Annotated in this window: 19 protein-coding genes; 11 read left to right on the forward strand and 8 right to left on the reverse strand. The window is 56.3% G+C overall.

Annotated features, from left to right (window positions below; translation table 11 throughout):
- The first annotated feature begins 54 nt into the window (after positions 1–54).
- On the forward strand, positions 55–972 hold the full coding sequence (locus BUA85_RS15905) for a hydrogen peroxide-inducible genes activator (RefSeq protein WP_072902861.1): 918 nt from the start codon (positions 55–57) through the stop codon (positions 970–972).
- A gap of 1 nt (position 973) precedes the next feature.
- Here the strand turns inward: BUA85_RS15905 and BUA85_RS15910 are convergent, their stop codons facing one another.
- The 3 genes from BUA85_RS15910 to BUA85_RS15920 are packed head-to-tail and all read right to left on the reverse strand — an operon-like array spanning position 974 to position 4,930.
- A complete protein-coding gene (locus BUA85_RS15910) occupies positions 974–1,753 on the reverse strand; it encodes a carnitinyl-CoA dehydratase (protein WP_072902863.1) in 780 nt (259 codons plus the stop codon).
- Positions 1,754–1,756: 3 nt separating this feature from the next.
- Entirely contained in the window at positions 1,757–3,769 is a 2,013-nt protein-coding gene (locus tag BUA85_RS15915) for an acetate--CoA ligase family protein (protein WP_072902865.1), read from the reverse strand.
- On the reverse strand, positions 3,770–4,930 hold the full coding sequence (locus tag BUA85_RS15920; protein ID WP_072902866.1) for an acyl-CoA dehydrogenase family protein: 1,161 nt from the start codon (positions 4,928–4,930) through the stop codon (positions 3,770–3,772).
- Between the two features lie 78 nt (positions 4,931–5,008).
- On the opposite strand from BUA85_RS15920, the gene BUA85_RS15925 reads away from it, so the two are divergent.
- The 6 genes from BUA85_RS15925 to BUA85_RS15950 are packed head-to-tail and all read left to right on the forward strand — an operon-like array spanning position 5,009 to position 11,950.
- Positions 5,009–5,962 (forward strand): GlxA family transcriptional regulator, encoded by a 954-nt coding sequence (locus BUA85_RS15925; RefSeq protein WP_072902868.1) that lies wholly within the window; start codon positions 5,009–5,011, stop codon positions 5,960–5,962.
- A 27-nt stretch (positions 5,963–5,989) separates the two neighbouring features.
- Complete coding sequence (locus BUA85_RS15930) at positions 5,990–6,706, forward strand: GntR family transcriptional regulator (protein ID WP_072902869.1); 717 nt, start codon at positions 5,990–5,992, stop codon at positions 6,704–6,706.
- Complete coding sequence (locus BUA85_RS15935) at positions 6,696–7,604, forward strand: dihydrodipicolinate synthase family protein (RefSeq protein ID WP_072902871.1); 909 nt, start codon at positions 6,696–6,698, stop codon at positions 7,602–7,604. Before BUA85_RS15930 ends, BUA85_RS15935 begins: the two co-directional genes overlap by 11 nt.
- Positions 7,601–9,073 (forward strand): aldehyde dehydrogenase, encoded by a 1,473-nt coding sequence (locus BUA85_RS15940; protein WP_072902873.1) that lies wholly within the window; start codon positions 7,601–7,603, stop codon positions 9,071–9,073. Before BUA85_RS15935 ends, BUA85_RS15940 begins: the two co-directional genes overlap by 4 nt.
- On the forward strand, positions 9,063–10,613 hold the full coding sequence (locus BUA85_RS15945; RefSeq protein ID WP_072902875.1) for a trimethylamine methyltransferase family protein: 1,551 nt from the start codon (positions 9,063–9,065) through the stop codon (positions 10,611–10,613). The genes BUA85_RS15940 and BUA85_RS15945 overlap by 11 nt, the downstream gene beginning before the upstream one ends.
- Positions 10,613–11,950, forward strand: a complete 1,338-nt coding sequence (locus tag BUA85_RS15950; protein WP_072902877.1) for an NAD(P)/FAD-dependent oxidoreductase — start codon at positions 10,613–10,615, stop codon at positions 11,948–11,950. Before BUA85_RS15945 ends, BUA85_RS15950 begins: the two co-directional genes overlap by 1 nt.
- Here BUA85_RS15950 and BUA85_RS15955 read toward each other — a convergent pair.
- The 4 genes from BUA85_RS15955 to BUA85_RS15970 all read right to left on the reverse strand — a co-directional run bounded on the left by BUA85_RS15955 (position 11,947) and on the right by BUA85_RS15970 (position 16,108).
- Positions 11,947–13,008, reverse strand: a complete 1,062-nt coding sequence (locus tag BUA85_RS15955; protein ID WP_072902878.1) for a quaternary amine ABC transporter ATP-binding protein — start codon at positions 13,006–13,008, stop codon at positions 11,947–11,949. The genes BUA85_RS15950 and BUA85_RS15955 overlap by 4 nt on opposite strands.
- Before the next feature lie 15 nt (positions 13,009–13,023).
- On the reverse strand, positions 13,024–14,052 hold the full coding sequence (locus BUA85_RS15960; RefSeq protein ID WP_072902983.1) for an ABC transporter permease: 1,029 nt from the start codon (positions 14,050–14,052) through the stop codon (positions 13,024–13,026).
- 72 nt (positions 14,053–14,124) lie between these two features.
- Positions 14,125–15,096, reverse strand: coding sequence for an ABC transporter substrate-binding protein (locus BUA85_RS15965; protein WP_083526315.1), 972 nt, complete (start codon positions 15,094–15,096; stop codon positions 14,125–14,127).
- Between the two features lie 250 nt (positions 15,097–15,346).
- Positions 15,347–16,108 (reverse strand): helix-turn-helix domain-containing protein, encoded by a 762-nt coding sequence (locus BUA85_RS15970; protein WP_242649080.1) that lies wholly within the window; start codon positions 16,106–16,108, stop codon positions 15,347–15,349.
- Between the two features lie 178 nt (positions 16,109–16,286).
- Here BUA85_RS15970 and BUA85_RS15975 point away from each other — a divergent pair, with 178 nt between their 5' ends.
- The 4 genes from BUA85_RS15975 to BUA85_RS15990 all read left to right on the forward strand — a co-directional run bounded on the left by BUA85_RS15975 (position 16,287) and on the right by BUA85_RS15990 (position 21,099).
- Positions 16,287–17,210 carry a fatty acid desaturase gene (locus BUA85_RS15975; RefSeq protein WP_072902882.1) on the forward strand — a complete coding sequence of 308 codons (924 nt, stop codon included), beginning with the start codon at positions 16,287–16,289 and terminating at the stop codon, positions 17,208–17,210.
- Between the two features lie 248 nt (positions 17,211–17,458).
- Complete coding sequence (locus tag BUA85_RS15980; protein WP_072902884.1) at positions 17,459–17,929, forward strand: (2Fe-2S)-binding protein; 471 nt, start codon at positions 17,459–17,461, stop codon at positions 17,927–17,929.
- A 12-nt stretch (positions 17,930–17,941) separates the two neighbouring features.
- On the forward strand, positions 17,942–20,302 hold the full coding sequence (locus BUA85_RS15985) for a xanthine dehydrogenase family protein molybdopterin-binding subunit (protein ID WP_072902885.1): 2,361 nt from the start codon (positions 17,942–17,944) through the stop codon (positions 20,300–20,302).
- A gap of 14 nt (positions 20,303–20,316) precedes the next feature.
- On the forward strand, positions 20,317–21,099 hold the full coding sequence (locus BUA85_RS15990; protein ID WP_072902887.1) for an FAD binding domain-containing protein: 783 nt from the start codon (positions 20,317–20,319) through the stop codon (positions 21,097–21,099).
- 32 nt (positions 21,100–21,131) lie between these two features.
- Here the strand turns inward: BUA85_RS15990 and BUA85_RS15995 are convergent, their stop codons facing one another.
- Positions 21,132–23,567 carry a GcvT family protein gene (locus BUA85_RS15995; protein ID WP_072902888.1) on the reverse strand — a complete coding sequence of 812 codons (2,436 nt, stop codon included), beginning with the start codon at positions 23,565–23,567 and terminating at the stop codon, positions 21,132–21,134.
- Between the last annotated feature and the right edge of the window lie 49 nt (positions 23,568–23,616).

The following is a 23,616-nucleotide window of genomic DNA, read 5'->3' on the forward strand; positions in this document are numbered from 1 at the left end:
GGTCATGTGATTGGGAAAAGTTGAATTTCTTGATCAGTTTGATAAGTTTGCCTTATGGCAAATATATCCTTGAAACAGTTGAGGTATTTTGAGGCCTTGGCGGAGCACGCGCATTTTGGCCGTGCGGCGGACGCCTGCGCGATTTCGCAGCCTGCGCTTTCGATGCAGATCAAAGAGCTGGAGGAGTCGCTGGGGACCGATTTGGTCGAACGCGGGGCAAAGCAGGTTCGATTGACTCGATTTGGGGCAGAGATCGCGCCGAATGTGCGGGAGATTTTGAAATCAGTTGAAGAGTTGCAAAACCTAGCAAGGGCAGAGCAAGAGGCCGTGGCGGGGCAGTTCCGGATCGGGATTATTCCGACGATTGCGCCTTATCTTCTGCCTTCGATCGTGGGGCAATTGTTGGCTGCCTATCCCGATTTGGATATGCACTTGCGGGAGACGCAGACGGCGACGCTTTTGTCAGATGTTGAGGATGGAAGCTTGGACGCGGCGATTTTGGCTTTGCCTGTGTCAGAACCGCATTTGGTCGAAGCGCCGTTGTTTGAAGAAGCCTTCGTTTTGGTCCGCACGCCGGAGGATGCGGCGTTGCCCGTGCCAAGTGCGGAGGTCTTGGGTAAAATGCGACTGTTGCTTTTGGAAGAGGGGCATTGCTTTCGCGATCAGGCTTTGACGTTCTGCGGACTTCGCACGGGGTTGCCGCGGGACAGTCTAGAGGGGAGTTCGCTGTCGACCTTGGTGCAGATGGTGGCCTTGGGCCTTGGCGTGACGCTGATCCCAGAGTTGGCCGTTCCAATTGAAACCCGGTCGGCGGATGTGTCGATCGCGCGGTTCGAGGACCGCGTGCCGATGCGGCAGGTCGGAATGGTCTGGCGCAAGGGGCATCCGCTCTCGGCGCAATTTCAGGAGATTGGCGAGGTTGTGCAGCGTGTCGGCCTAGACGCATTGGCGCAGATGCGGTCAACGGCCTAGGCTATTTGCCTTTCCAAACCGGATCGCGTTTTTCCGCAAAAGCGCGAGCACCTTCGAGTTGGTCTTCGCTGTCATAGAGGATGTCAACGCTGCGTAATTGGCGTTGTGTGATCCGGTTCATGGCGTCCTGGAACTTTGCGTCTTCTGCATCTCGGACGATTTCCTTGATCGCGGCGTAGACGAGGGGCGGGCCAGAGGCGAGAAGCCGCGCTTGCTCCCACGCGCGGTCCATCAAGTCAGCGGCGGGGATGATTTCATTGACCAGGCCCCAGCGATGCGCTTCCTCCGCATCAAACCAGCGGCCTGTCAGAAGGAGTTCCATTGCGATGTGATAGGGGATGCGCTTGGGGAGTTTGACGCTGGCGGCGTCGGCCACGGTACCAGAGCGGATTTCTGGCAGGGCGAAGGTCGCATGATCGGCGGCGATGATGATATCGGCAGAGAGGGCAAGTTCTAATCCTCCGCCGCACGCGATGCCGTTGACGGCGGCGATGACGGGTTTGTTCATCTCGCGCATCTCCTGCAAGCCGCCGAAACCGCCTACACCGTAGTCGCCATCCACCGCGTCGCCATCGGCAGCGGCCTTGAGATCCCAGCCGGGGCAGAAGAATTTCTCGCCGCCGCCGGTGATGACCGCCACGCGGAGGTCGGGGTCGTCGCGGAAATCGCGGAACACCTCGCCCATCTCACGGCTGGTTTTGAGGTCGATGGCGTTGGCCTTGGGCCGGTCGAGCGTGACCTCAAGGATCGCGCCGTCGCGCTGTGTTTTGATCACGGACATGGGTTAGCTCCTTCGGATCAGGGCGTCTGCGGCGATTGCACCGGTGGGAGTGCAGATCAGCGGGTTAATCTCAACTTCGCCGATGTGGTCGGCGTGGGCAAGGACGTAGGACTGCACGGATAGAATGGCGTCAGTGATGGCTGGTAGGTTTGCGGCGGGTTTATCGCGGAAGCCGTGCAGAAGGGGTGCGATTCTGAGGGTGTCGATGGCTTCGGTTATGTCTTCGGCGGTTGTTGGCAGCAAAAGCGAGGTGGTGTCGCGCAAAAGCTCGGTCATCACGCCGCCTGCGCCGATGGTCAGGACGAACCCATGAGCCGGATCGCGGACAACGCCGATCAAGAGTTCGGCGATGGCGTCGGTGATCATTTCTTCGATTAGGACAGTTTCGGTGCCGATGGCGGCAATGGCCTGGGTAAGTCCCTCAGGCATGACACCAAGTTTTACCGCACCGCTGTCGGATTTATGGGCGAGACCTGTGCCTTTGACCGCGAAGGGTGGGGTCATGTTTTTGATGGCCGCCGTGGTGTCGTCGCCCTTAGTGATTAAGCAGCTGGCGGGGGTACTGATACCAAACGCGGCAAGAGCTGCTTTGGAAGCGGCTTCGGTCAGCGTTGTGTCTGCTGTGGTGAGGGAAGGGATCGTGACGGGGTCGGTCGTTGGCGCGCAATAGTTTGCGGCTGCTTCAATGGCAGAGAGCGCTTCATGAAGACCCATGAAGGGGACGACGCCGCCTGCCATCAGGTCATTTGCTGTGTCGAGGGGCATGAGTTCTGGCAGGGTAGAGACTACAGCGAAGCCTTTTCCGGTCTGACGCCGCACGTCTAGCGCGGCGCCGGTGGCTTCGATCCAATCGGTGGGGTCGGTCGTCGGGTAGTCGATGATCGAAAATGTCATCGAAATCCCATCTCCGGTCATCCCCGACCACGCCTTTGCCATCGCCGCGCGGTCGCGCCAGATGTAGGTGTGGTAGTCCAGTGGATTGCTGAGGGCGACCATCGGGCCAAGCGCATCGCGGAGTGTGGCATGTTGCGGGTCGGTCAGGGGTGGGAAGGTCAGATTGTGGTTTAGCGCCATATCGGCGATTAGGCTGGCTTCGCCGCCGGAACAACTGATCGACGCGATGTTGTTGTTTTCCAGCGGTTCGTGGCAGTGGAGCATTTTCAGCGTTTCGAGGAAGGACGGAAGATCGCGAAGGCGTGGGATGCCGAGTCGGTCAAGAAAGGCCTGCGCGCCCGCGTCGCTTCCGGCAACGGATGCGGTGTGAGAGATGGTGGTCGCTTGTGCCTGATCGGATGCACCCACTTTCAGCGCAACGATGGGTACGCCTTGGGCATAGGCCTTTTGCGCGAGCGCTTCCCAATCGCGTAAGTCGTGGAAGCCTTCGATGTGCACACCGATGGCGGTCACGCGGGGATCATCGAGCAGAGCACTAGCGATCTGGGCCTGACTTGTCTGCGCCATGTTCCCGCAGGCGATCATATAGGCGATGGGCAGGGCGCGTTGCTGCATCGTGAGATTGATCGAGATGTTGGAGCTCTGCGTCAGGATCGCGACGCCCGTGTCGACCGGCGTGCAACCGTGTTGATCTGGCCAGATCAGAGCAGTGTCGAGCGCGTTGATGAAGCCGTAGCAGTTCGGGCCAAGGATCGGCATATCACCGGCTGCATCGATCAACTGTTGTTGTAGGTCGGTGCCGCTGTCATCTTCGGCGGCTGCTTCTGAAAACCCACTGGCAAAGCAAGTCGCACCGCCTGCACCCATCGCAGACAGTTGGCGGATCGCGTCGATTGTGGCGCGGCGGTTGATGCCGACGAAAGTGGCGTCGGGAGGGTTGGGCAGGTGGTCGAGACTGGTAAAGGCCTCGTGACCCGCGATCTTTGACCGTTTCGGATGCATCGGCCAGATGTTGCCTTTGAACCCGAAGCGGTCGAGCTGAATAATCACTTGTTCGCACCATGCTCCACCGCCAATGACGGCGATGGATTGGGGGTTCAAAAGGCGGCTAAGCTCGCGCATTTAGGCTCCGAGAGGACGCAGCAAATCGCGAGATATGATATGGCGCTGGATCTCTGATGTGCCGTCCCAGATGCGTTCCACCCGTGCATCCCGCCAGAAACGTTCGATGGGGAAATCGTCCATCAGCCCCATGCCGCCGAAAATTTGCAGGGTCGTATCCGTGACTTTAGCGAGCATCTCAGACGCGTAGACTTTGGCGGAGGCGATTTCGCGGTTGGCGGGCAGGCCTTCGTCCAACCGCCAAGCTGAGGCGAAGGTGAGCCAGTCGGCTGCGTCTATTTCAGTGATCATGTCGGCGATTTGGAAGCTGACGCCTTGGAACTTGCCAATGGCTTGGCCGAATTGCTTGCGCTCTGCGGCGTAGTTCAACGCGTAGTCAAAACACCGCCGCGCGCGTCCGACGCAAAAAGCGGCGACGGTGATGCGCGTCGCATAGAGCCATTCATTCATCACAGCGAAACCGCCATCGACCTCGCCCAGCACTTGTGCGTCCGGCAAACGACAGTTGTCAAAATAGAGGATGCAGTTTTTGTAGCCCTTGTGGCTGACCGAATTGTAGCCATCGCGCACCTCGAACCCTGGCGTGCCGCGATCGACAAGAAAGGTCGTGATCCGTTTCTTTGGCCCGCGCGGTGTGTCATCGACGCCGGTTGCGATGAACACGATGAAGAAATCCGCGTGTTCCGCGCCTGAGATAAAATGTTTGGAGCCATTGATGACCCAATCGCCGCCATCGCGCACCGCTTGACATTTCATCCCCCGCACGTCCGATCCGGCGTCGGGTTCGGTCATCGCAAGTGCATCCATTCGTTCACCGCGGACAGCGGGCAAAAGGTATTTCTCCTTTTGTTCGCCTTCGCAGGCCATCAGGATGTTTTGTGGTCGACCGAAGAAATGCGTCAGCGCCATGGATCCGCGGCCGAGTTCGCGTTCCACAAGTGTAAAATCCACGTGGCTGAGGCCCGCGCCGCCGACTTCTTCAGGGAAATTGCAGGCGTAGAACCCAAGCTCCTGGCATTTGCGTTTGATCTCATCGCCGAGTTCTTTGGGAACATGGCCTGTGCGTTCGACTTCTGCTTCATGCGGATAAATCTCATTCTCGACGAAGCTGCGGACGGTGGAGACGATCATGTCTTGTTCAGATGTCAGACCAAAGTGCATTGCGGTGCTCCTGTTGCGGGCGTTGAGGCAGGGGACGGCAGATTGAAAAGTTTTGTCGTGCAGATATAGTCGAAAATAATGCAGAAATCGAAAAAATTGAAAGGGCAGATGCAGCAACTCAACATCCTCCTCTACGATGGGTTTTCGAACCTCTGTCTGGCGAATTTTCTCGAGCCGTTTCGCGCGGCGAATACTTTGTCGAGAAGCCCTGTCTATGGCTGGCAATGCCTATCACTCGACGGAACAGCTGTTTTCAGTTCGAGTAAGTTGAGTGTCACACCCGATGCGGCCTTTGCAGATCAAACGGGCGATGTTCTAGCTGTTATGCCGTCTTACGGATTTCGTGAAGCGGACAATGACATGCTTCGGCGCAAACTTCGTGCCGCGGCGGGACGCCATCGTGTCGTTGCTGGATTGGACACTGGCAGTTGGCTGTTGGCCAGTGCGGGTTTGTTGGAGGGGGCGCGGGCGACGATCCATTGGGAAGAGCTAACGCAGTTTGAGGAGGCGTTCCCGCAGGTGACCGCGGTACGGGAGCGGTTTGTCGTCGATGGTGATCAGTTGACTTGTTCGGGTGCTTTGGCCGCGTTTGATTTGGCGCAATCCCTCATTGCGGACGAGCATGGGCCCGTTCTGGCTTTGGAGGTCGGCGAGTTCTTGATGTCGGATCGCCGAAGCGGTGAGATGTTGCCACCTATGCGGAGCGGGAGCCTATTGGTCAATCGTGCTTGGAAAGTCATGCAGGCCAATTTGGAGGTGCCATTGAGCATTGGTGCAATCGCCAAGTCCCTGGGGTGCTCCCAGAAGACGTTGGAGACTCGTATGCGAGCGGATTTGGGGACGACACCGGATGCGCTGTATCGGCGCTTGCGGCTGAATTATGCGCGAAAACTTGTCGTTGAAACCGAACAATCCGTGGCGGAAATAGCAGGGCGTTGCGGGTATGAAAATGCCAGTGCTATGACCCGCGCATTTAAACAAACCTTCGGGCAGGCACCGCGTGATTTACGCGTGGAGAATGTGTTGACGTAAATTGTATATGAAAAGTATACAATTTGTATGACAAAGGAATCACCAAAGGACCGCAAGGCTTTCTGCGCCGCAGATTTGCGGGATCGCATCTTATCCTTGGACATTGCCCCAGGTTCTGATCTGGATGAAGCTCAGCTCGCCGAGGCCTATGGCATTTCTCGCACCCCGCTGCGGGAAGTTTTGCATCGGCTGGCAGGCGGTGGATATGTGCGGTTGGAGGAAAATCGCGGGGCCAAGGTTGAATCGCTCGATCTTTCTGTGCTGCGCAAATTCTTCCAAACGGCACCTCTGATCTACTGCTCTATCGCGCGGCAAGCGGCGGAGAATAGAACGAGCCAGCAAATGGACGCGCTCAAAGCCATTCAGCGGGACTTTACGACTTCAGCTAAATCAGGCGACGTTCGGGATGCGGCTTTGCTGAACCACCAGTTTCATGATGCCATCGGGAAGATGGCGGACAACCCGTATCTCTTTGCCGGTCTGAAGCGCATGTTGGTGGATCATACACGCCTCAGTCAGACGTTCTTTAGACCTGAGACTGAAGCGGACGAAACGCGGATCAAGAAATCCATTGACCAGCATGACGCGATGATTGCCGCGATTGAGGCGGGCGAGGCGTCATTGGTGACAGATTTGACTTTGCAGCATTGGGATTTGTCGCGGGATCAGTTGGAAAAATACGTCCGGCCCGATCCGCTGCCGTTGGATGTAGTCTCACTAAAGGAGCATCGTGATGCAGTTTGAAGGCATCTATACGCCTATCGTGACCCCCTATCATGATGACTTCACCCTGAATGCACTGGTACTGGCGCAGACTGTGGAACATCTGATTGCGTCGGGCGTGCATGGCATCATCGTCGCGGGGTCGACCGGCGAATACTATGCGCAGTCTGAGGACGAGCGGGTTGAGATGATGGGGCTTTGCGCTGATCTGATCAAAGGCCGCGTTCCGATGATTGTGGGCACCGGTGCGATCCGGACTGAGGACAGTATTCGGTTTGCGCAAGCGGCGCAAGCGGTGGGCGCGGATGCGTTGTTGGTGACGACGCCACCCTATGCCTATCCGACGGGTCGCGAGATTGCGCTTCATGCATTGGCTGTGGATCGTGCGGCGAACCTGCCGGTGATGCTGTATAATTACCCCGGTCGGATGTCGGTGAATATGGATGAGGAGACACTTGATCGCCTTGGTCGGTCACCGAATTTCTGCGCCATCAAAGAAAGCTCAGGTGACATCAATCGGTTGCATATGCTGGCGCGGGATTATCCACATATCGCTTTGTCCTGTGGGATGGATGATCAGGCGTTAGAGTTCTTTGCTTGGGGTGCACGGTCTTGGGTTTGTGCGGGGTCGAATTTCGCGCCTGAGGCTCATATCGCGCTTTATCAGGCTTGCGCAGTCGAGGGGGACTTCCCCAAAGGTCGCGCGATTATGTCCGCGATGCTGCCGTTGATGCGGGTGTTGGAGCAGGGCGGGAAGTTTGTGCAGTGCATCAAGTACGGGCTGACCTTGCGGGGGATCGATGCGGGACCGCCAAGAAAGCCTCTGCAGCCTTTGAATAAGGACGACAAGCGGGAGCTGGCCGAAGTGATCCGCACCATGAATACGACAATTGATCAGATTACAGGAGCGGGCGCATGAGCGATCTTCTGACTCACGGGGAATACAAGGCGCTGGCCGAGGCGCTAGACCCGCCGACAACGGCTTTCATTGATGGCAAGTTTAAAGCTGGGTCTGGAGCTAAATTTCCAACGGTGAATCCGGCGACAGGTGAGGGGTTAGCCGAGATTTCGGGTTGCGATACGTCCGACGTTGATCTGGCCGTTGCCAAGGCGCGCGAGGCGTTTGAGCAAGGCCGTTGGTCGAAGCTGCATCCGTCAGACCGAAAGGATGTGTTGATCCGGCTGTGCAAGCTCATCACACGGAACCGGCGCGAATTGGCGGTGATGGAGAGCGTCGATAGCGGCAAACCGATCCTCGATTGCGAGGCGGTTGATGTGCCGGAGACGATACATTGCATCAAATGGCACGCCGAGGCGATTGATAAGATCTACGATCAGACCGGGCCGACAGGCGACGATGCGATTTCCATGATCGTGCGGGAGCCGATTGGGGTCGTGGCGGCGGTGCTTCCTTGGAACTTCCCGTTGATGATGCTCGCGTGGAAGATCGGGCCTGCTTTGGCGGTGGGTTGTTCGGTGATCGTGAAACCAGCGGAGCAGACGTCATTGACTGCCTTGCGGGTCGCGGAACTGGCCTATGAAGCAGGTGTGCCGCGTGGCGTTTTGCAGGTCTTGCCTGGAGACGGGCCAAGCGTTGGCGAACCGCTGGGGCGGCACATGGATGTGGATATGGTAAGCTTTACCGGCTCCACTGACACAGGGCGGTTGTTTCTGAAATACTCGGCGGAGAGCAACCTCAAGAAAGTTGTGCTGGAATGCGGTGGCAAGAACCCTGCGGTGGTGTTCGATGATGCGGAAAACCTTGATAACGTGGCGGAGCATGTGGTCAATGCGGCGTTCTGGAATGCGGGACAGAATTGTTCGGCGGCGTCTCGGCTGATCGTGCATAAAGACGTGAAGGCGGGACTGTTGGAACGAATTGAAGCGCGGATGCGGGATTGGAAAACTGGCGATCCTCTCGATCCGGCGAACCATATCGGCTGTTTGATTGATGGCGATCATGCAGCGAAGGTTTGCGGCTATATCGGTGAGACGGAGAAGAATGTGTTCGTTACGCCGTGCGTCGTCGAGGTGGACCGCGACGATGTGAAAGCGCGGGATGAGATTTTTGGGCCGGTGCTGTCGGTCATCACGGTGGCGAGCAATGATGAGGCGGTCGAGGTGGCGAATGATACCTCTTATGGACTTGCTGCGTCTGTCTTTACAGCCAACACGCGGTGGGCCATTCGTGCCGCGCGTGACATAAAGGCGGGGACTGTGACGGTGAATTGCTATGGCGAGGGGGATATTTCCACCCCGTTTGGCGGTTACAAACAATCCGGCTTTGGTGGGCGCGACAATGGGGTTCATGCCCATGATCAGTTCACGGAATTAAAGACGATTTGGATTGATCTGACTGATCCAAAAGAGGGCGATCATGTCGGTTGATGCAGTAGGCACCACCCGTCGCGGGCGGGGTGCTCGGAGGGCGGCACGGCAAGTGTTGGATACTCAGATGTTGCCTGCGTTGAAGCGAGGCATTCCGCTCACGGAACCCATGGGCGCAGAGCAGATCGCACGGATTGATGCGGCGTCCATGGATATACTGGAAAACGTCGGCGTTGTGTTCCGCGATGACATTGCTTTGGCAGATTGGAAGGTGGCAGGAGCGGATGTGCGCGGCGAGACGGTCCATCTCGATCGTGGCTTAGTGCGCGAGCTGATCAAAACGATCCCTGCGAGCTTTACCTACCATGCCCGCAATCCCGCCAATAACCTGCCGTTTGGCAATGATCATGCGATCTTTGTGCCGATGACAGGCGCGCCGTATTTGCGCGATTTGGAGGACGTGCGGCGCAATCCGACGCTCGATGACCTCGCCAATTTTCACAAACTCAGCCACATGCTGCCAGCGATGCACTCAAGCGCGCACCACATTGTCGAGCCCTATGATCACCCGATCAGCCAGCGGCATTTGCGGATCACTTATTCGTCGATGAAGCATTCGGACAAGACGTTCATGGGCATGACGACCAGCCCAAAGAACGCTGAAGACGTGATGGACATGTGCGCGATCCTGTTCGGGAAGGAGTTCATGGAAACCCATGTGGTGGTGACAGGGAACTGCAATGGAAACTCTCCGCTGGTGTGGGACGAAACCATGCTGGGCGCGATGCGGGCCTTTGCGCGGTGCAACCAGCCGGTTCTGTGTTCGCCGTTCGTGTTGGGCGGGGCGAATACACCTGCGTCAGTCGCACCCACGGTGGCGCAGTTGAATGCGGAGGCGTTGAGCGCGTTGGCCTATACGCAGGTCATCCGAAAGGGTGCGCCTGCGATTTATGGGCACTACTTGTCGACCGTGTCGATGAAATCCGGCGCGCCGATGGCGGGGACGCCGGAGATCAGCCTGATGAACATGATGATCGGGCAAATGGCGCGGTTTTATGATGTACCTTGGCGGACGTCGAACACATTAGGCGGGGCCAAGACGTTTGATGCGCAGGCGGGGTACGAAAGCGCCTCTACGCTGATGGCGGTGATGATGTCGGGCGCCAATTACATCTGGCATTCGGCGGGCTGGAATGAAGCAGGGATGCATTGTTCGATGGCGAAGTTTGTTGTGGATGCAGAACAATGCGCAATGGCGCATCGGATGGCGTCGGGGATCAATTGGGACGATTTCGACGAGGCGATTGCAGCGGTTAGCGATGTTGGCCCAGGTGGGCATTATTTGGGCCATCCGCACACCTTGGAGAACTTCCAGCGCGCGTTTTTCATGCCGGAGATGTTCGACAACAACTCGATTGAGCAGTGGCAAGCCGAAGGGTCGGTCGAGATTAATGAGCGGGCGATGAGCCGCGCGAAGGATTTGCTCAATGCCTATGAAGAGCCGAAGATGGATGAGGCGGTGAACGAGGAATTGCTCGATTACATCGCGCGGCGTGAACGGGAGATTCCGGCGGCGGATGCGCTGAATCAGGATTACTGATGCAGATTAACGTAGCCAAACAGCCCGTCGATCCGGGGCCTGCGGCGTGGCGGGAGTTTCTGGATGCGCCGGAGGCTTTTCCGTCTTTGGATCGGAAGATCACGGCGGATTGGCTGGTTGTCGGTGCGGGTTTTGCGGGGCTTTCTGCGGCGCGCCGGTTGTCGCAAACTGGCCCGGGTGATCGGATTGTCGTCTTGGATGCGACGCGCGTGGCGGAGGGGCCAGCGGGGCGGAACTCCGGCTTCATGATTGACCTGCCGCATGATTTGGCATCGTCGGACTATTCCGGCGGTGTCGAGCATGACAAAGCCATCACCAGCGACAACCGCTTTGCCATCGATTTCGCGGCGGAGATGGCGGCGGAGTTTGGCTTTGGTGAGGATGTGTTCAGCCGATGCGGCAAAATCAATGGTGCGGCGACGGCGAAGGGGCATCAGCATAACGTCGAATACGCCAAGCATCTGGCGGCGATCGGCGAGCCAACAGAGATGATGGATGCTAAGGCGATGGAGGAGGTGACGGGCATGTCCTATTATCACAGCGGGTTGTTTACGAAAGGCACGGCCATCATCCAGCCAGCAGCGTTTGTGCATGGGGTGGCAAAGGGGATTTCGTCGAACCGCGTTCAGATTTTTGAGGGGTCCGGTGTGAGGTCGCTACGGCGAGATGGGGATTGGGTGGCTGAAACGACCAACGGTTCTGTGACCGCGCCGAAGGTGATCTTGGCCGTCAACGGACATCTCAATAGCTTTGGTTTTCTGCCGAACCGCTTGATGCATGTGTTTACCTATGCCTCTGTCACTCGGCGGCTGACGTTAGATGAAGTTGCGGTTCTTGGCGGGCAGGCTCCCTGGGGGATTACGCCTGCTGATCCGCTTGGGACGACGGTGCGCCGGCTTTCTGGACCGATGGGCGACCGGATTTTGATCCGTAATCGGTTCACCTTTGATCCGACGATGGAGGTCGATCAGCGCCGGATTGAACGGATTGGCAAAGATCATGATCGTGCGTTTGCGGCACGCTTCCCGATGTTGAAGGGAGTGCCAATGGAGTATCGCTGGGGCGGCCGGTTGTGTCTGAGCCGAAACAATGTCGGCGTGGTGGGGGAGTTGGAAGACGGGCTTTATTGCGCGTGTTGCCAGAATGGGCTGGGCACGACGCGTGGGACGTTGGGAGGCATCATGGCGGCTGATCTCGCGACGGGGCGGGGGTCGGAACGATTGGATCGCGCCCTGGCAGCAGAAGCCCCAAGCCGCTTACCGCCAAAGCCAATCGCCACGTCCGGCGCGCGGGCGGTGTTGAAATGGCAAGAATGGAAAGCGGGCGCGGAGCTTTAGGACTTCCGCGCGCCTGCTTCTGAAGCGACACGTGGCACAAGGGCACGCACGAGGCTTTTCATTTCCAGCGTGCCAACCGGCTCGCCGTCTTTGGTGACGGTATAGGTGTGGGTCGTGTCACCGCCGGATCGCGCGATGATTTTCTCAAGCGACTCGTTTTGGTCAACTTCGCCCGCTGCATCTTTAGGTGCTTTGCCGCCGTTCAAAGGTTCCATCACGGAGCGCACTTTCAGTACGCGTGCACGGTTGATGTCGCTGACAAAGTCTTCGATGTAGGGATCGTTTGGCTCGAGTAGGATTTCCTGCGGTTCGCCCTGTTGAACCACCCGACCGTCTTTCAAAATCACCAGATGATCGGCAAGTTTGAGCGCTTCATCTAGGTCATGGGTGATAAAGATGATGGTCTTATGCAGCTCCGTTTGCAACTCCAGCAAGAGATCCTGCATATCCGTCCGGATCAAAGGGTCGAGGGCCGAAAAGGCCTCATCCATGAGCATGATGTCGGTGTTCGCGGTCAACGCACGGGCAATGCCGACGCGTTGCTGCATCCCGCCTGACAGTTGCACGGGGTAGTGGTTTTCGTAGCCGGTGAGGCCAACCCGATCGAGCCATTTCTTAGCTTCGCGCGTTTGGTCGGCTTCAGGTTCGCCGCGGACTTTCATCGCCATTGCGGCGTTCTGTAGAACGGTGCGATGCGGCAAAAGCGCGAACTTTTGGAACACCATCGACATCTTTTTCTGGCGCAGCTGACGCAAACCATCTTCTGACAGTTTCATCACGTCCTCGCCATCAAGTAGAATTTCCCCATCAGTTGGTTCGATGAGGCGGTTCAAGTGACGGATCAGAGTCGATTTACCAGAACCGGATAGCCCCATAACAACAGTGATCTCGCCTTCCTGCATATCGACGTTGATGTCTTGCAGGCCAAGAACGTGCTGGTGGTCAACGAGCAGTTGCTCCTTTCCGACACCTTGCTTGACGAACTTGAGAGCTTCTGCGGGATCGTTGCCGAATATTTTATAGAGGCCGCGTAGGCGGACTTTGGGGTCTTGTGTCATATCTTGTCCGCCCGATTAGTGTTTCATGTTCGTCATGTCGACGCGGCTGAGCGCGGCCTTGGACACACGATCAAGAATGACCGCAAGAAGCACGATGCCAATACCTGCAACAATGCCGACACCTAGTTCCAAGTTTCGAATGCCACGAAGAACGTTCACGCCCAATCCAGGAGCAGAAACGAGGGATGCAATCACCACCATCGCAAGGCTCATCATGATGGTTTGGTTCACTCCGGCCATGATGTTTGGAAGCGCCAGCGGGAGTTCAACGCCGGTGAGCTTTTGCCGAGATGTCATGCCGAATGCGTTTGCTGCCTCGACCACATCTTGGTCGACCAGTCGAATTCCGAGGTCGGTCAATCGAATGACGGGCACGATGGCGTAGAGGATGATTGCGATGCCATAGAGTTTGGATTCTGTTACCGAGAACAGGAAGATCAGTGGGATCAGATATACAAAGGTTGGTAGCGTTTGGAGCAGGTCCAGAACCGGGACAATGGCCCTTTGTAATCGGTCCGATTTTGACATTGCGATACCTACGGGTACGCCGATGAGCACCGATATGCTTGTGCAGACAAAGATGATCGACAGTGTCTGCATCGCCACATCGTAGTGGTCCACAAACGCCATCAAAAGAATGGAGACCGCGACGAATATCGTAACGCCTTTGCTGCGGGATGCATACCAGGACACCACCACCAGCAATGGGATCATGATCCACCAAGGGATCGCGTTGAATGTCCATAGCGCCCCATCAAGCAACCAACTGAGAGGTTGGGTCACTGGGTCCAGAACTGTTTGAAGGGCAGGCTTTGCCGCGAGAAAGCTGTCTTCGATCCCTTTGGTCAGGTCACGTGTTTGGCTGACGGCCGCGCAGCTTTCGTTGAGATTATCTAGAGAGGGGAACGGGAAAATGGGTCCGGTCGCTTCGTCTCCGCTGTTTTGTGCCAGCAAATCCGCCATTGAAAGGGGCGCGCTTGATGCGTCACCTCCGCACCAATCTTCGAGGCCGAGTGCCTCAAAGAGCCCGTCATAAAACGCCATACCTGTTCCCTTGAAGTCAGCTAACCCCCCCCCCGCCATGTCGCGGGAGGGTCAAGTTTCTTGTCTTTGCGATTACTGAAGAAGTGCGGCCAAGTTGCCTTTGGCTTCGTCGTTCAGCCAGTCACCCCAGACATCTTTGTATGTTGTCAGGAAGTATACTGCGGCTTCTTCGTTGGACGCGTTGTTGTCCAGACGCCATGCCAGAACTTCACCCATCTGAGCGTTTGTGAAGGAGACGTTTTTCAGCAGCTCTGCAACTTCTGGCTCACGTTCCATGAACGCACCGGAAACAGCGGTCACAACTTTGGAAGACGGATAGGCGGAGAATACAGGGTTTGCGCAGTCCGCATCACCGTTACATGTGTGACCTTCTGCGTCGTAGGCTGGAACTTCAACCTGAACCATTGGGTATTTACCCAGAACGGCGGTTGGCGCCCAGTAGTAGCCGAACCATGGTTCTTGTGCGTCGTAAGCTGCGGCGATGGATGTCTGCAGAGTTTCACCAGAACCGTGCTGGAAACGCTCGAGGCCAGAACCATCGATACCGGCAGCAATCAGGTTGTTGTTGTTGATGATGTCGCAAGCCCAGCCTGATGGGCAGTCGTGGAACTTGCCGCCAACTGCTTCTGGGTTGGCCATGATGCCTTCCCATGTTGTCAGCTCGGGATTGGATTCTGCGAGGTATGCTGGAATCCACCATGCCTCGACACCGCCGTCAGACAGAACGTCGGTCAATTCGATCAGCTTGCCTTCTTCAAGCAAACCTTCGTAGGCGGGTGTAGAGTTGGCCCAAACTTCAGTCAGAATGTCAGGCTCGCCTGTTTCAGCCAAAGATGTCAGCGCCGGAACAGTTGAAGATGGCACTTGCTGCACGGTGCAGCCATAGCCCTGTTCCATCAGGAATGCAGCGACCGCTGTGACGACCTGTGAAGAAGCCCAGTCCATTTGAGTGATTGAGACTTCGCCGCAATCTGCCTGAGCTGACGTTGCAGAAAGCAAGCCGGCTGTGACCGCTGCGGAAGCGAGTTTTAGTGAGTGTTTCATGATTTCTCCCATTTGTACCTCAGTTCTTTTACGACTTCGGTGGTTGAGGTTCCCAATCCGAAAGAATGCAGGTTATCCCGCGCAATTCAAGGCAATTTGGCTTGAATTTTCGTGAATGAGGCTACTTGCTAAAAGTTTAGCCGGAAGTTTGTATGCGACACCCCTTTGCACAGGGACGACTATCTTTGTCGCTAACATTTTTGTGTCTATCGCCTCCCGATGGCGGAACGGCAATTTGGACCTTAGACACCTAAGGCCGGATTTCTGATTGGAGATCTCCTATCCAAGACCAGATTTGATCAGGGGCCACGGTGGCGAGTCTGACGAGACGGTCGAACTGTTGGGTAAAGAACTTCACTTCTTCAGGTCCGGTGACCGATACATAGGCATTACCTACATAGACTGCGGCCCTCATCCTGCCAAAAACCGTGAACGGTGCAATGAAATGCTCAGCACCATCAAAAAGGTGCAGACGAAGGGCTGGGTAGTGCCGTTCGCAAAGGGTTGCGATTTGCTTGAGTTGAGACTGGGCCAAGGCGTGGGTTTGGCCCTCCCAAAGGCCTTGGCGCTTCGCGAGTGTTTGCAGGGTCTGCATCGGCATGGCGATTTCTAAGTCGACTTCTGAAAGGTCGAAACCTGTCAGCACTTTCTCTTCGCCCTCAGCCCCTTCGCTTTCTGGGTTGAGGCTTAACATATCGGGCAGCGTCGCGGGAACGTATCGGAGCTTATGCCCTGCTGCTTCGTTGCGCCATCGAGTCAAAGGGGATTGCCCTGCTGCAGGGTCCGACGCCAACAGTTCCTTGCTTTCCGTCATCTGTTGCCTGCCTTCTCTGGCATTTTCCAAAGCAAGCAACCAATCGACAGATACGCCGGTCGCTTCAGCAATATTGCGCAGCGTTTCTGCGCGAGGCAGGCGATCGAGCTTTGGGTCGCGAAGCTGGCTAAGTGCAGAGCGGTCCAAGCCAGTCCGCTTGAGAAAACCTGGAAGGTCGTCGCTTACGTCGTCAATCAACAGGCGAAATCGTTCTCGGAATTCAGTTGAAAGTTCTCTTCGATCCATTTGTGATGTATTTACACACTATTTTTGATAAGTTGTCACAGATACACATGATTTACAACAGACTCACAAAATTGCTCTGACCTTTATCCTGAGGTTACCCTTTGTTCGGGACAAAACATCGGACACGGAAATGGTTTCTCGGGCAGAGCTTCCGACATTGTTACTTATTGCGCTATGTTACGGCGTCTTCGGAGCCGCGACCTATTTGGCCGGTTCCGAAGGGGGGGCCCTGCCTGTGATGATTTTAGCGCTCGTCATCACGCTTTATTCCTCTCTCCAGCATGAGGTTATTCACGGTCATCCGTTTCGAAAGCAGATATGGAACGATGCATTGGTTTTCCCTGCCTTTGGCTTGTTCGTTCCCTATCTGCGTTTCAAAGAAACCCATCTGGTGCATCACTTCGATCCAAACCTGACCGACCCATACGAGGATCCCGAGACCAATTTCGTCGACGTGTTGGAATGGAACAAAATGTCCTTTCTCCGCAGACTTGGCCATAAGTTGAATACAACGCTTCTGGGTCGAATGACCGTCGGTCCGATTATTGGTTTGGGTGGGTTCTTTAGGGATGACATAAAAGCCCTTCTCAATGGAGAGAAGCGCCTCGTCTGGCATTATGTTCAACACCTTTTTGGCGTTGCCATCGTTCTTTTCTGGCTCGTGACGGTCACAAAATTCCCAGTCTGGCTGTATGTTGCCGCGGCCTATCTTGGGATGTCCATTCTGAGAATTCGCACCTACCTAGAACATCAAGCACATGAGAGAGCAGCGGCGCGGTCGGTGATCATTGAAGATCGCGGCCTCCTCGCTTTTTTGTTCCTGAACAACAATTTTCATGCGGTTCACCATTCTCATCCGAGGCTGGTATGGCATCAGCTGCCAAAGGCGTTTGAAAGGAAGCGGGCCCATTTTCTGAAGAAGAATGATGGGTATTATTATCGTTCCTATTGGAGCGTGTTCAAAGGTCATTTCGTTCGGCCGAAAGACGGACCTGTGCACCCGCTGTGGTCAAAAGAACCAGAAAGCCTGCGCAATATGCGAATGGGCAAATAAGCGCTTGGACGGATGGTGCGGTGCAACCAACAACATCGTCCAAAATCTTTTTCGTTGCAGAACAAGCTTCTGGCTCTAAGCTAACACGTAGGCGTGGATTCCTTAACTGTTCAGCTCTCTTAGAACTGTAGCGCACAAAAGCGATCCATGTTGCGTTTGATCGGCTTGGAGGAGCCTGTCATCGCACCAAGAAAACACAAGGCACGCGCTCGTCGCTGCACCTAGACGATTTTTTGGGAGGAAAAAAAATGTCAAAGATCTCGTTGACCGTGAATGGGCGGTCAATCAGCAAGGAGGTGTCTGACAACACGCTTCTTGTCGAATTTATCCGCGAAAATTTGCGACTGACAGGGACGCATGTTGGCTGCGATACCAGCCAATGCGGCGCATGTACTGTTCACGTTGATGGCAAATCGATCAAATCTTGCACCATGTTAGCCGTTGAAGCTGATGGGTCCCAGATTACAACAATCGAAGGCATTGCGAACGGTGAGCTGCACCCAATGCAGCAAGCTTTCAACGACAATCACGGTCTTCAGTGTGGGTTCTGTACGCCGGGCATGATCATGGCCGGGATCGACATGGTGAACCGCTATAAGGCCAGCAACAAGCCGCTGGATGAGGCGGCTATTCGTGGCGAGTTGGAAGGCAATATCTGCCGCTGTACCGGATACCATAACATCGTGCGCTCCATCGCGGACGCCAGCACAAAGATGTAAGGGAGGACACCTATGACTGACGGAATTGGAGCCCGCGTTAAGCGGAAAGAAGATAAGCGTTACACCACAGGGTCCGGCAAATACACCGACGATGTGCGCAACGAAAACCAAGCCTATGCAGCCTTTGTGCGCAGCCCGCACGCCCATGCGAATGTGACGGGGATTGACGCGAGCGCTGCCGAAGGGATGCCCGGCGTTGTTGCCGTTTTGAACGGTGCAGAGCTGACCGGCGATGGCATTGGCAACATCATTTGTGGCTGGGCGATTACATCGAAAGACGACACGCCGATGAACATGGGTGCTTGGTCGGCATTGGCGACCGAAAAGGTGCGCTATGTGGGCGATGCGGTGGCAGTGGTCATTGCGGATTCGATGGAAGAGGCACGCAATGCGGCGGAAGCTGTTGAGGTGTCTTATGATGAGCTGCCAGCAGTCGTCGATACCGCGACCGCGATGGACGCCGGTGCTGCGCAGGTTCATGAGAATGCACCGAACAACCTCATCTTTGATTGGGAGTTAGGTGATGAGGCGGCGACGGACGCCGGGATCGCGGCGGCGAGCCATGTGACCAAGATCGATCTCACAAATAACCGCTTGAGCCCGAACCCGATGGAACCACGCTCTGCCGTGGCGACGTTTGATCCGGCGGAAGAGCACTATACTCTCTACACAACGTCCCAGAACCCGCATGTGGCGCGTTTGGTTCTGAGCGCGTTCTATCAGGTCGCGCCAGAGCATAAGCTGCGGGTGATTGCGCCTGATGTAGGCGGTGGATTTGGATCGAAAATCTACATCTATCCAGAAGAGATCGTGTGTCTCTGGGCGTCGATGAAAACGAAGCGGTCAGTGAAATGGACCTCAACGCGCTCTGAGGCGTTCCTAACGGACGCGCATGGTCGCGATCATGTCACTCACGCTGAAATGGGCTTTGATGCCGATGGTAAGATCACAGCGTTCAAGATTGATACGATCGCGAACCTTGGGGCCTATATGTCGCTCTTTTCGTCCGCAGTGCCGACGTATCTTTATGCGACACTGCTGGCCGGTCAGTACCACATGCCCGCGATCCATTGTAACGTGAAGACGGTCTATACCAACACGACACCTGTGGATGCGTATCGTGGGGCAGGGCGTCCAGAAGCCTGTTATCTGATCGAACGGGTGATGGAGAAAGCCGCGCGTGAGATGGGGATGGACCCAGCAGAACTGCGGCGCAAGAACTTCATCCTTGAGTTCCCATATCAGACCCCTGTGATCATGAACTATGACTGCGGTGATTTCCCAGGTCACTTGGACAAAGCACAAGCTGCCGCTGATGTGGCTGGCTTTGCAGCGCGCAAAGCCGAAGCTGCGAGCCGTGGTAAGCTGCGTGGTTTGGGCTATTCCACTTATATTGAAGCCTGCGGCATCGCTCCTTCTCAAGCGGTGGGTAGCCTTGGTGCTGGCGTCGGCCTTTGGGAAAGTGCCGAGGTGCGGGTGAACCCTGTTGGAACCATCGAAGTTCTGACTGGTTCGCATAGCCATGGTCAGGGTCACGAAACCAGCTTTGCGCAGGTCGTCGCGGATCGCTTCGATCTGCCAGTGGAGAATATCCAGATCGTGCACGGAGACACTGACAAGGTTCAGTTTGGCATGGGCACATATGGGTCTCGCTCTGGCCCAGTTGGCCTGTCAGCAATCTTCAAGGCTTGCGACAAGGTTGAGCTGAAGGTCAAGCAGATCGCAGCGCATTTGCTGGATGCTTCTGCAGATGACGTCTTCTGCGAAGGCGGTGAAGTGAAGGTTAAGGGCACGAACAAATCCCTTGGCTGGCACGAGATTGGATTGGCGGCCTATACGGCGCACAACCTGCCAGAGGATATGGAACCGGGCCTGAAAGAAGGTGCGTTCTATGATCCGGTGAACTTCAGCTTCCCAGCTGGATGCCACATCTGCGAGGTTGAGATTGATCCTGAAACTGGGGTTGTAGAGATCGTGAAATTCACGGCGGCTGACGACTTTGGGACGCTTATCAATCCGTTGATCGTTGAGGGCCAAGTGCATGGCGGTATTGGTCAAGGTGTTGGTCAAGCAATGCTGGAGCAAGTGATCTATGGCGATGATGGTCAGCTTCTGACCGGCTCCTACATGGACTACACCATGCCTCGCGCGGACAATCTGCCGAGCTTCGATGTGGAGCATAACTCGGTCCCAAGCCCGTCAAACCCATTGGGTGTGAAAGGCTGTGGGGAAGCGGGGGCGATTGGCTCACCTCCGGCGATCATGAATGCGATCACCGACGCCATTGGCACCGAAAACTTGGAAATGCCAGCGACACCATCAAACGTTTGGCAAGCGATTCAAGCCAATCAAATCAAGCATGCGGCTGAATAAGAAGGAGCTTTACCATGTATGAAACAACTTTTCACAAAGCCTCTTCCGCTGATGATGCTGCGTCCAAATTGGGCGCGGCAGAGGAGGGCAAGCTGCTCGCAGGGGGTCAAACACTGATCCCAACGATGAAGGCGCGGTTTGCGTCGCCTTCTGATTTGATCAGCCTGAAAGACGCGTCCATCTCTGGCATCTGCCGTGATGGAGACAGTGTCGTGATTGGGGCCATGACGACCCATGCGGAAGTGGCAAGCAGCGTTGATGTGCCTGCTTATCTTGCCGCGCTTGCAGGTGGGATCGGTGATCCGGCTGTGCGCCATCGTGGGACGATTGGTGGCTCCATTGCCAACAATGACCCAGCGGCCGACTATCCGTCAGCCTGTCTGGCCTTGGGCGCAACGATCCGCACGAACCAGCGCGAGATCGCGGCCGCGGACTACTTTGAGGGCATGTTTGAAACTGCGCTTGAAGAGGATGAGGTGATCATCTCTGTCGTGTTCCCGGATGCGGACAAGGCGGCCTATGCCAAATTCCCGAACCCAGCGTCGCGTTACGCGATGGTTGGCGTTTTTGTCGCCCAGTCCGGCGGCGAAACACGCGTTGCGGTCACGGGTGCAGGCGAAGATGGCGTGTTCCGGCACGAGGGTCTTGAGGCTGCTTTGGCTGACTCATTCACCGAGAATTCCGCGGCAAGCGTCGCTGTGTCAGCAGATGGGTTGCTGTCGGATATCCATGGATCGTCCGAGTATCGCGCGGCTCTGATTACAGCGATGGCAAAACGGGCTGTCGCTGCAGCCTAGAGATAGAGGGCGGGGCTGAATGCGGCCCCGCCTTAGCTGCGGATGCGATCGAAGTCTGGATCGTAGGGGCAGGGTGCGATCACGGTTGCTTTGACCAGATCACCGCACAAATCCAACTCCATTGAACGACCGATCGCACTGTGCTTAGTGTCTACGAATGCATAGGCGAGGTTCAGACCTGTTCGATGTCCCCAATCCCCCGACGTGATTGTACCGACAACCTTGTCGCCGTCCATGAGCGATCCACCGGGATGGGCAGGGGCCTTCGTGGCGTCGATTTGGAGCGAGACGAGTTTCTTTGACGGGGCGTTTGCTTGGCGTTTCATCAACGCATCGCGGCCGACGAAATCCGCTTTGTCCAATTTCACGAACCGATCTAGGCCGGTTTCGAAGGGGTCAAACTCTGTCAGCAAGTCAGCCTTCCAATGCAAGAACCCCTTTTCCATCCGCATGGAGTCCACAGCGCGGGCACCGAAGAGCTGCATGTCGAATTCCTTGCCAGCCTCACGCAAGGCCAGATAGGCGGCGTAGAGGGATGCGTTGGGGATATGAATTTCGTAGGCCAATTCGCCCGAAAAGCTGACGCCCATGACCGTTGCGGGAGCAAAACCGACGAAGCATTCACGAACGGAGAGCCATGGGAAGGCGTCCGCCGACCAATCACCACGGGCGCACTTTGACACAACGGCCCGCGCATTTGGTCCCGCGAGAACAAGTATGGTCTGATCGTTGGTCAGACTGCTGATCCGAACGTCTTCGTCGTCGCGCAGGTGTTGTTGCAACCAATCCATATCGTGGAATTCGCTGGCGGCAGCGGAGCCATACCAGGTGCGGGCGGGGCCACGGTCGGATGCCGGTAAATTGGCAACCGTGGCCTCGCCCTTCACCATTCCGCGGTGGTTCAGGAGATAACCCAGGCCGACACGACCTTCCTTTTTTGTCACGTTCCCGCAGAACATCCGGTCGAGGAAGCTGTGGCGGTCGGTGCCGGTGATTTCAAAGCGATTGAAGCCGTTAACTTCACAGAGGCCGACGTTTTCTTGCACGTTGCGCACTTCAGCGGCGACAACATCAAAGGCCTCATCGAAATCAAATGTGAGGATGGGATGAAAATTAGGCGTTGGTTTGATGTAGTCGACCCGCTCCCAACCATTGACGATGGTGAACTCTGCACCTTCTGCCGCAAGGATCGGTGTCAACGGTGTCGTCTTGGCAGGGCGACCGGCGGGGCGGTGTTCATGCGGGAAATGGAAGCGGAATTCGTTTTGATAATCCTCGATGGCTTTTAGCGATGTCAGCTCTGCATTCGCATGGCCAGTGAACCGACGCGGATCGAGGCACCACGTGTCATAGCAGGCTTCGCCATGAACGATCTGTTGGGCGAGCAACCAGCCGTGCCCGCCGCCTTCGCCTACGCCCGCGCGCAGGCCGATGATGCAAAACGCGTTACGCTTACCGGGGATCGGGCCGACCAGTGGCGCCCCATCGATGGTATATGTGATCGGGCCGTTCACGACACGTTTGATGCCGACTTCGGTGAGGGCTGGCATACGGGCAAATGCGCCTTCGAGAACGTCCATCACACGGTCGAGGTCATCGGGGCAGAGGTCATTGGCAAAACTCGGGCTGATCCCATTCATGCCCCATGTTTTGCAGCCCTGTTCGTAGAAGCCGACCAAAAGGCCGTTCTTTTCCTGCCGCGAATAATAGTCAGAGATCGGGCAGCGCAGCAGGGGCATTCGGTGGCCCGCTTCGATGATTGCCGGAATGTCTTCGGTGACGAAATACTGGTGCTCCATCGAGGCGACGGGGTGATGCACACCCATCATCGCGCCAACTTCATTCACGCGGTAGCCACAGGCGTTGACGACAATGTCGGCGTCGATGGTCCCTTTGGTCGTCTCAACCGTCCATGTATCGTCGCTGTTTTGGGTTAGGGTTGTGACAGCCGTATGGCGATAGACTTCTGCGCCAGCTTTTCGTGCATGGAAGGCGAGCGCTTGGCAAAGCTGTGCTGGATCAATATCACCGTCCTCACCATCCCAAAGGCCGCCGACGAGGTTCTCCGTCGAAATCAACGGATGCCGGCGCGCGCATTCTTCTGCGTGGATAACCTCAAACTCGACCCCCATGCCTCGGGCCATGGAGGAAAAGTGGCGGTAGCCTTGCATCTGCGCTTCGGTATTGGCGAGCCGAATACCGCCGTCACCGTGATGATAGCCGACCGGATACTCGGGATCGTCGCAGAGTTTTTTGTAGAGCGCGATGGAGTGCGACTTGAGGCCAACCATGGTTTGGTTCATCCCAAAGTTCGTAACCTGCGCGGCGGAGTGCCACGTTGTGCCCGACGTCAGTTCATCCCGTTCGATCAACACAACGTCTGACCAACCTTCTTGCGTGAGGTGGTAGAGGGTGGAACACCCTGCGATACCGCCGCCGATCACAGCCACTTTGGTGCGCGATTTCATGATGTCTTACTCCGCTGTCGTGCGGGGTCAGTTTATGGAGCGGGCGAAA

Origin of the sequence: Cognatiyoonia sediminum (assembly GCF_900129845.1) — a bacterium.
Lineage (GTDB): Bacteria > Pseudomonadota > Alphaproteobacteria > Rhodobacterales > Rhodobacteraceae > Cognatiyoonia > Cognatiyoonia sediminum.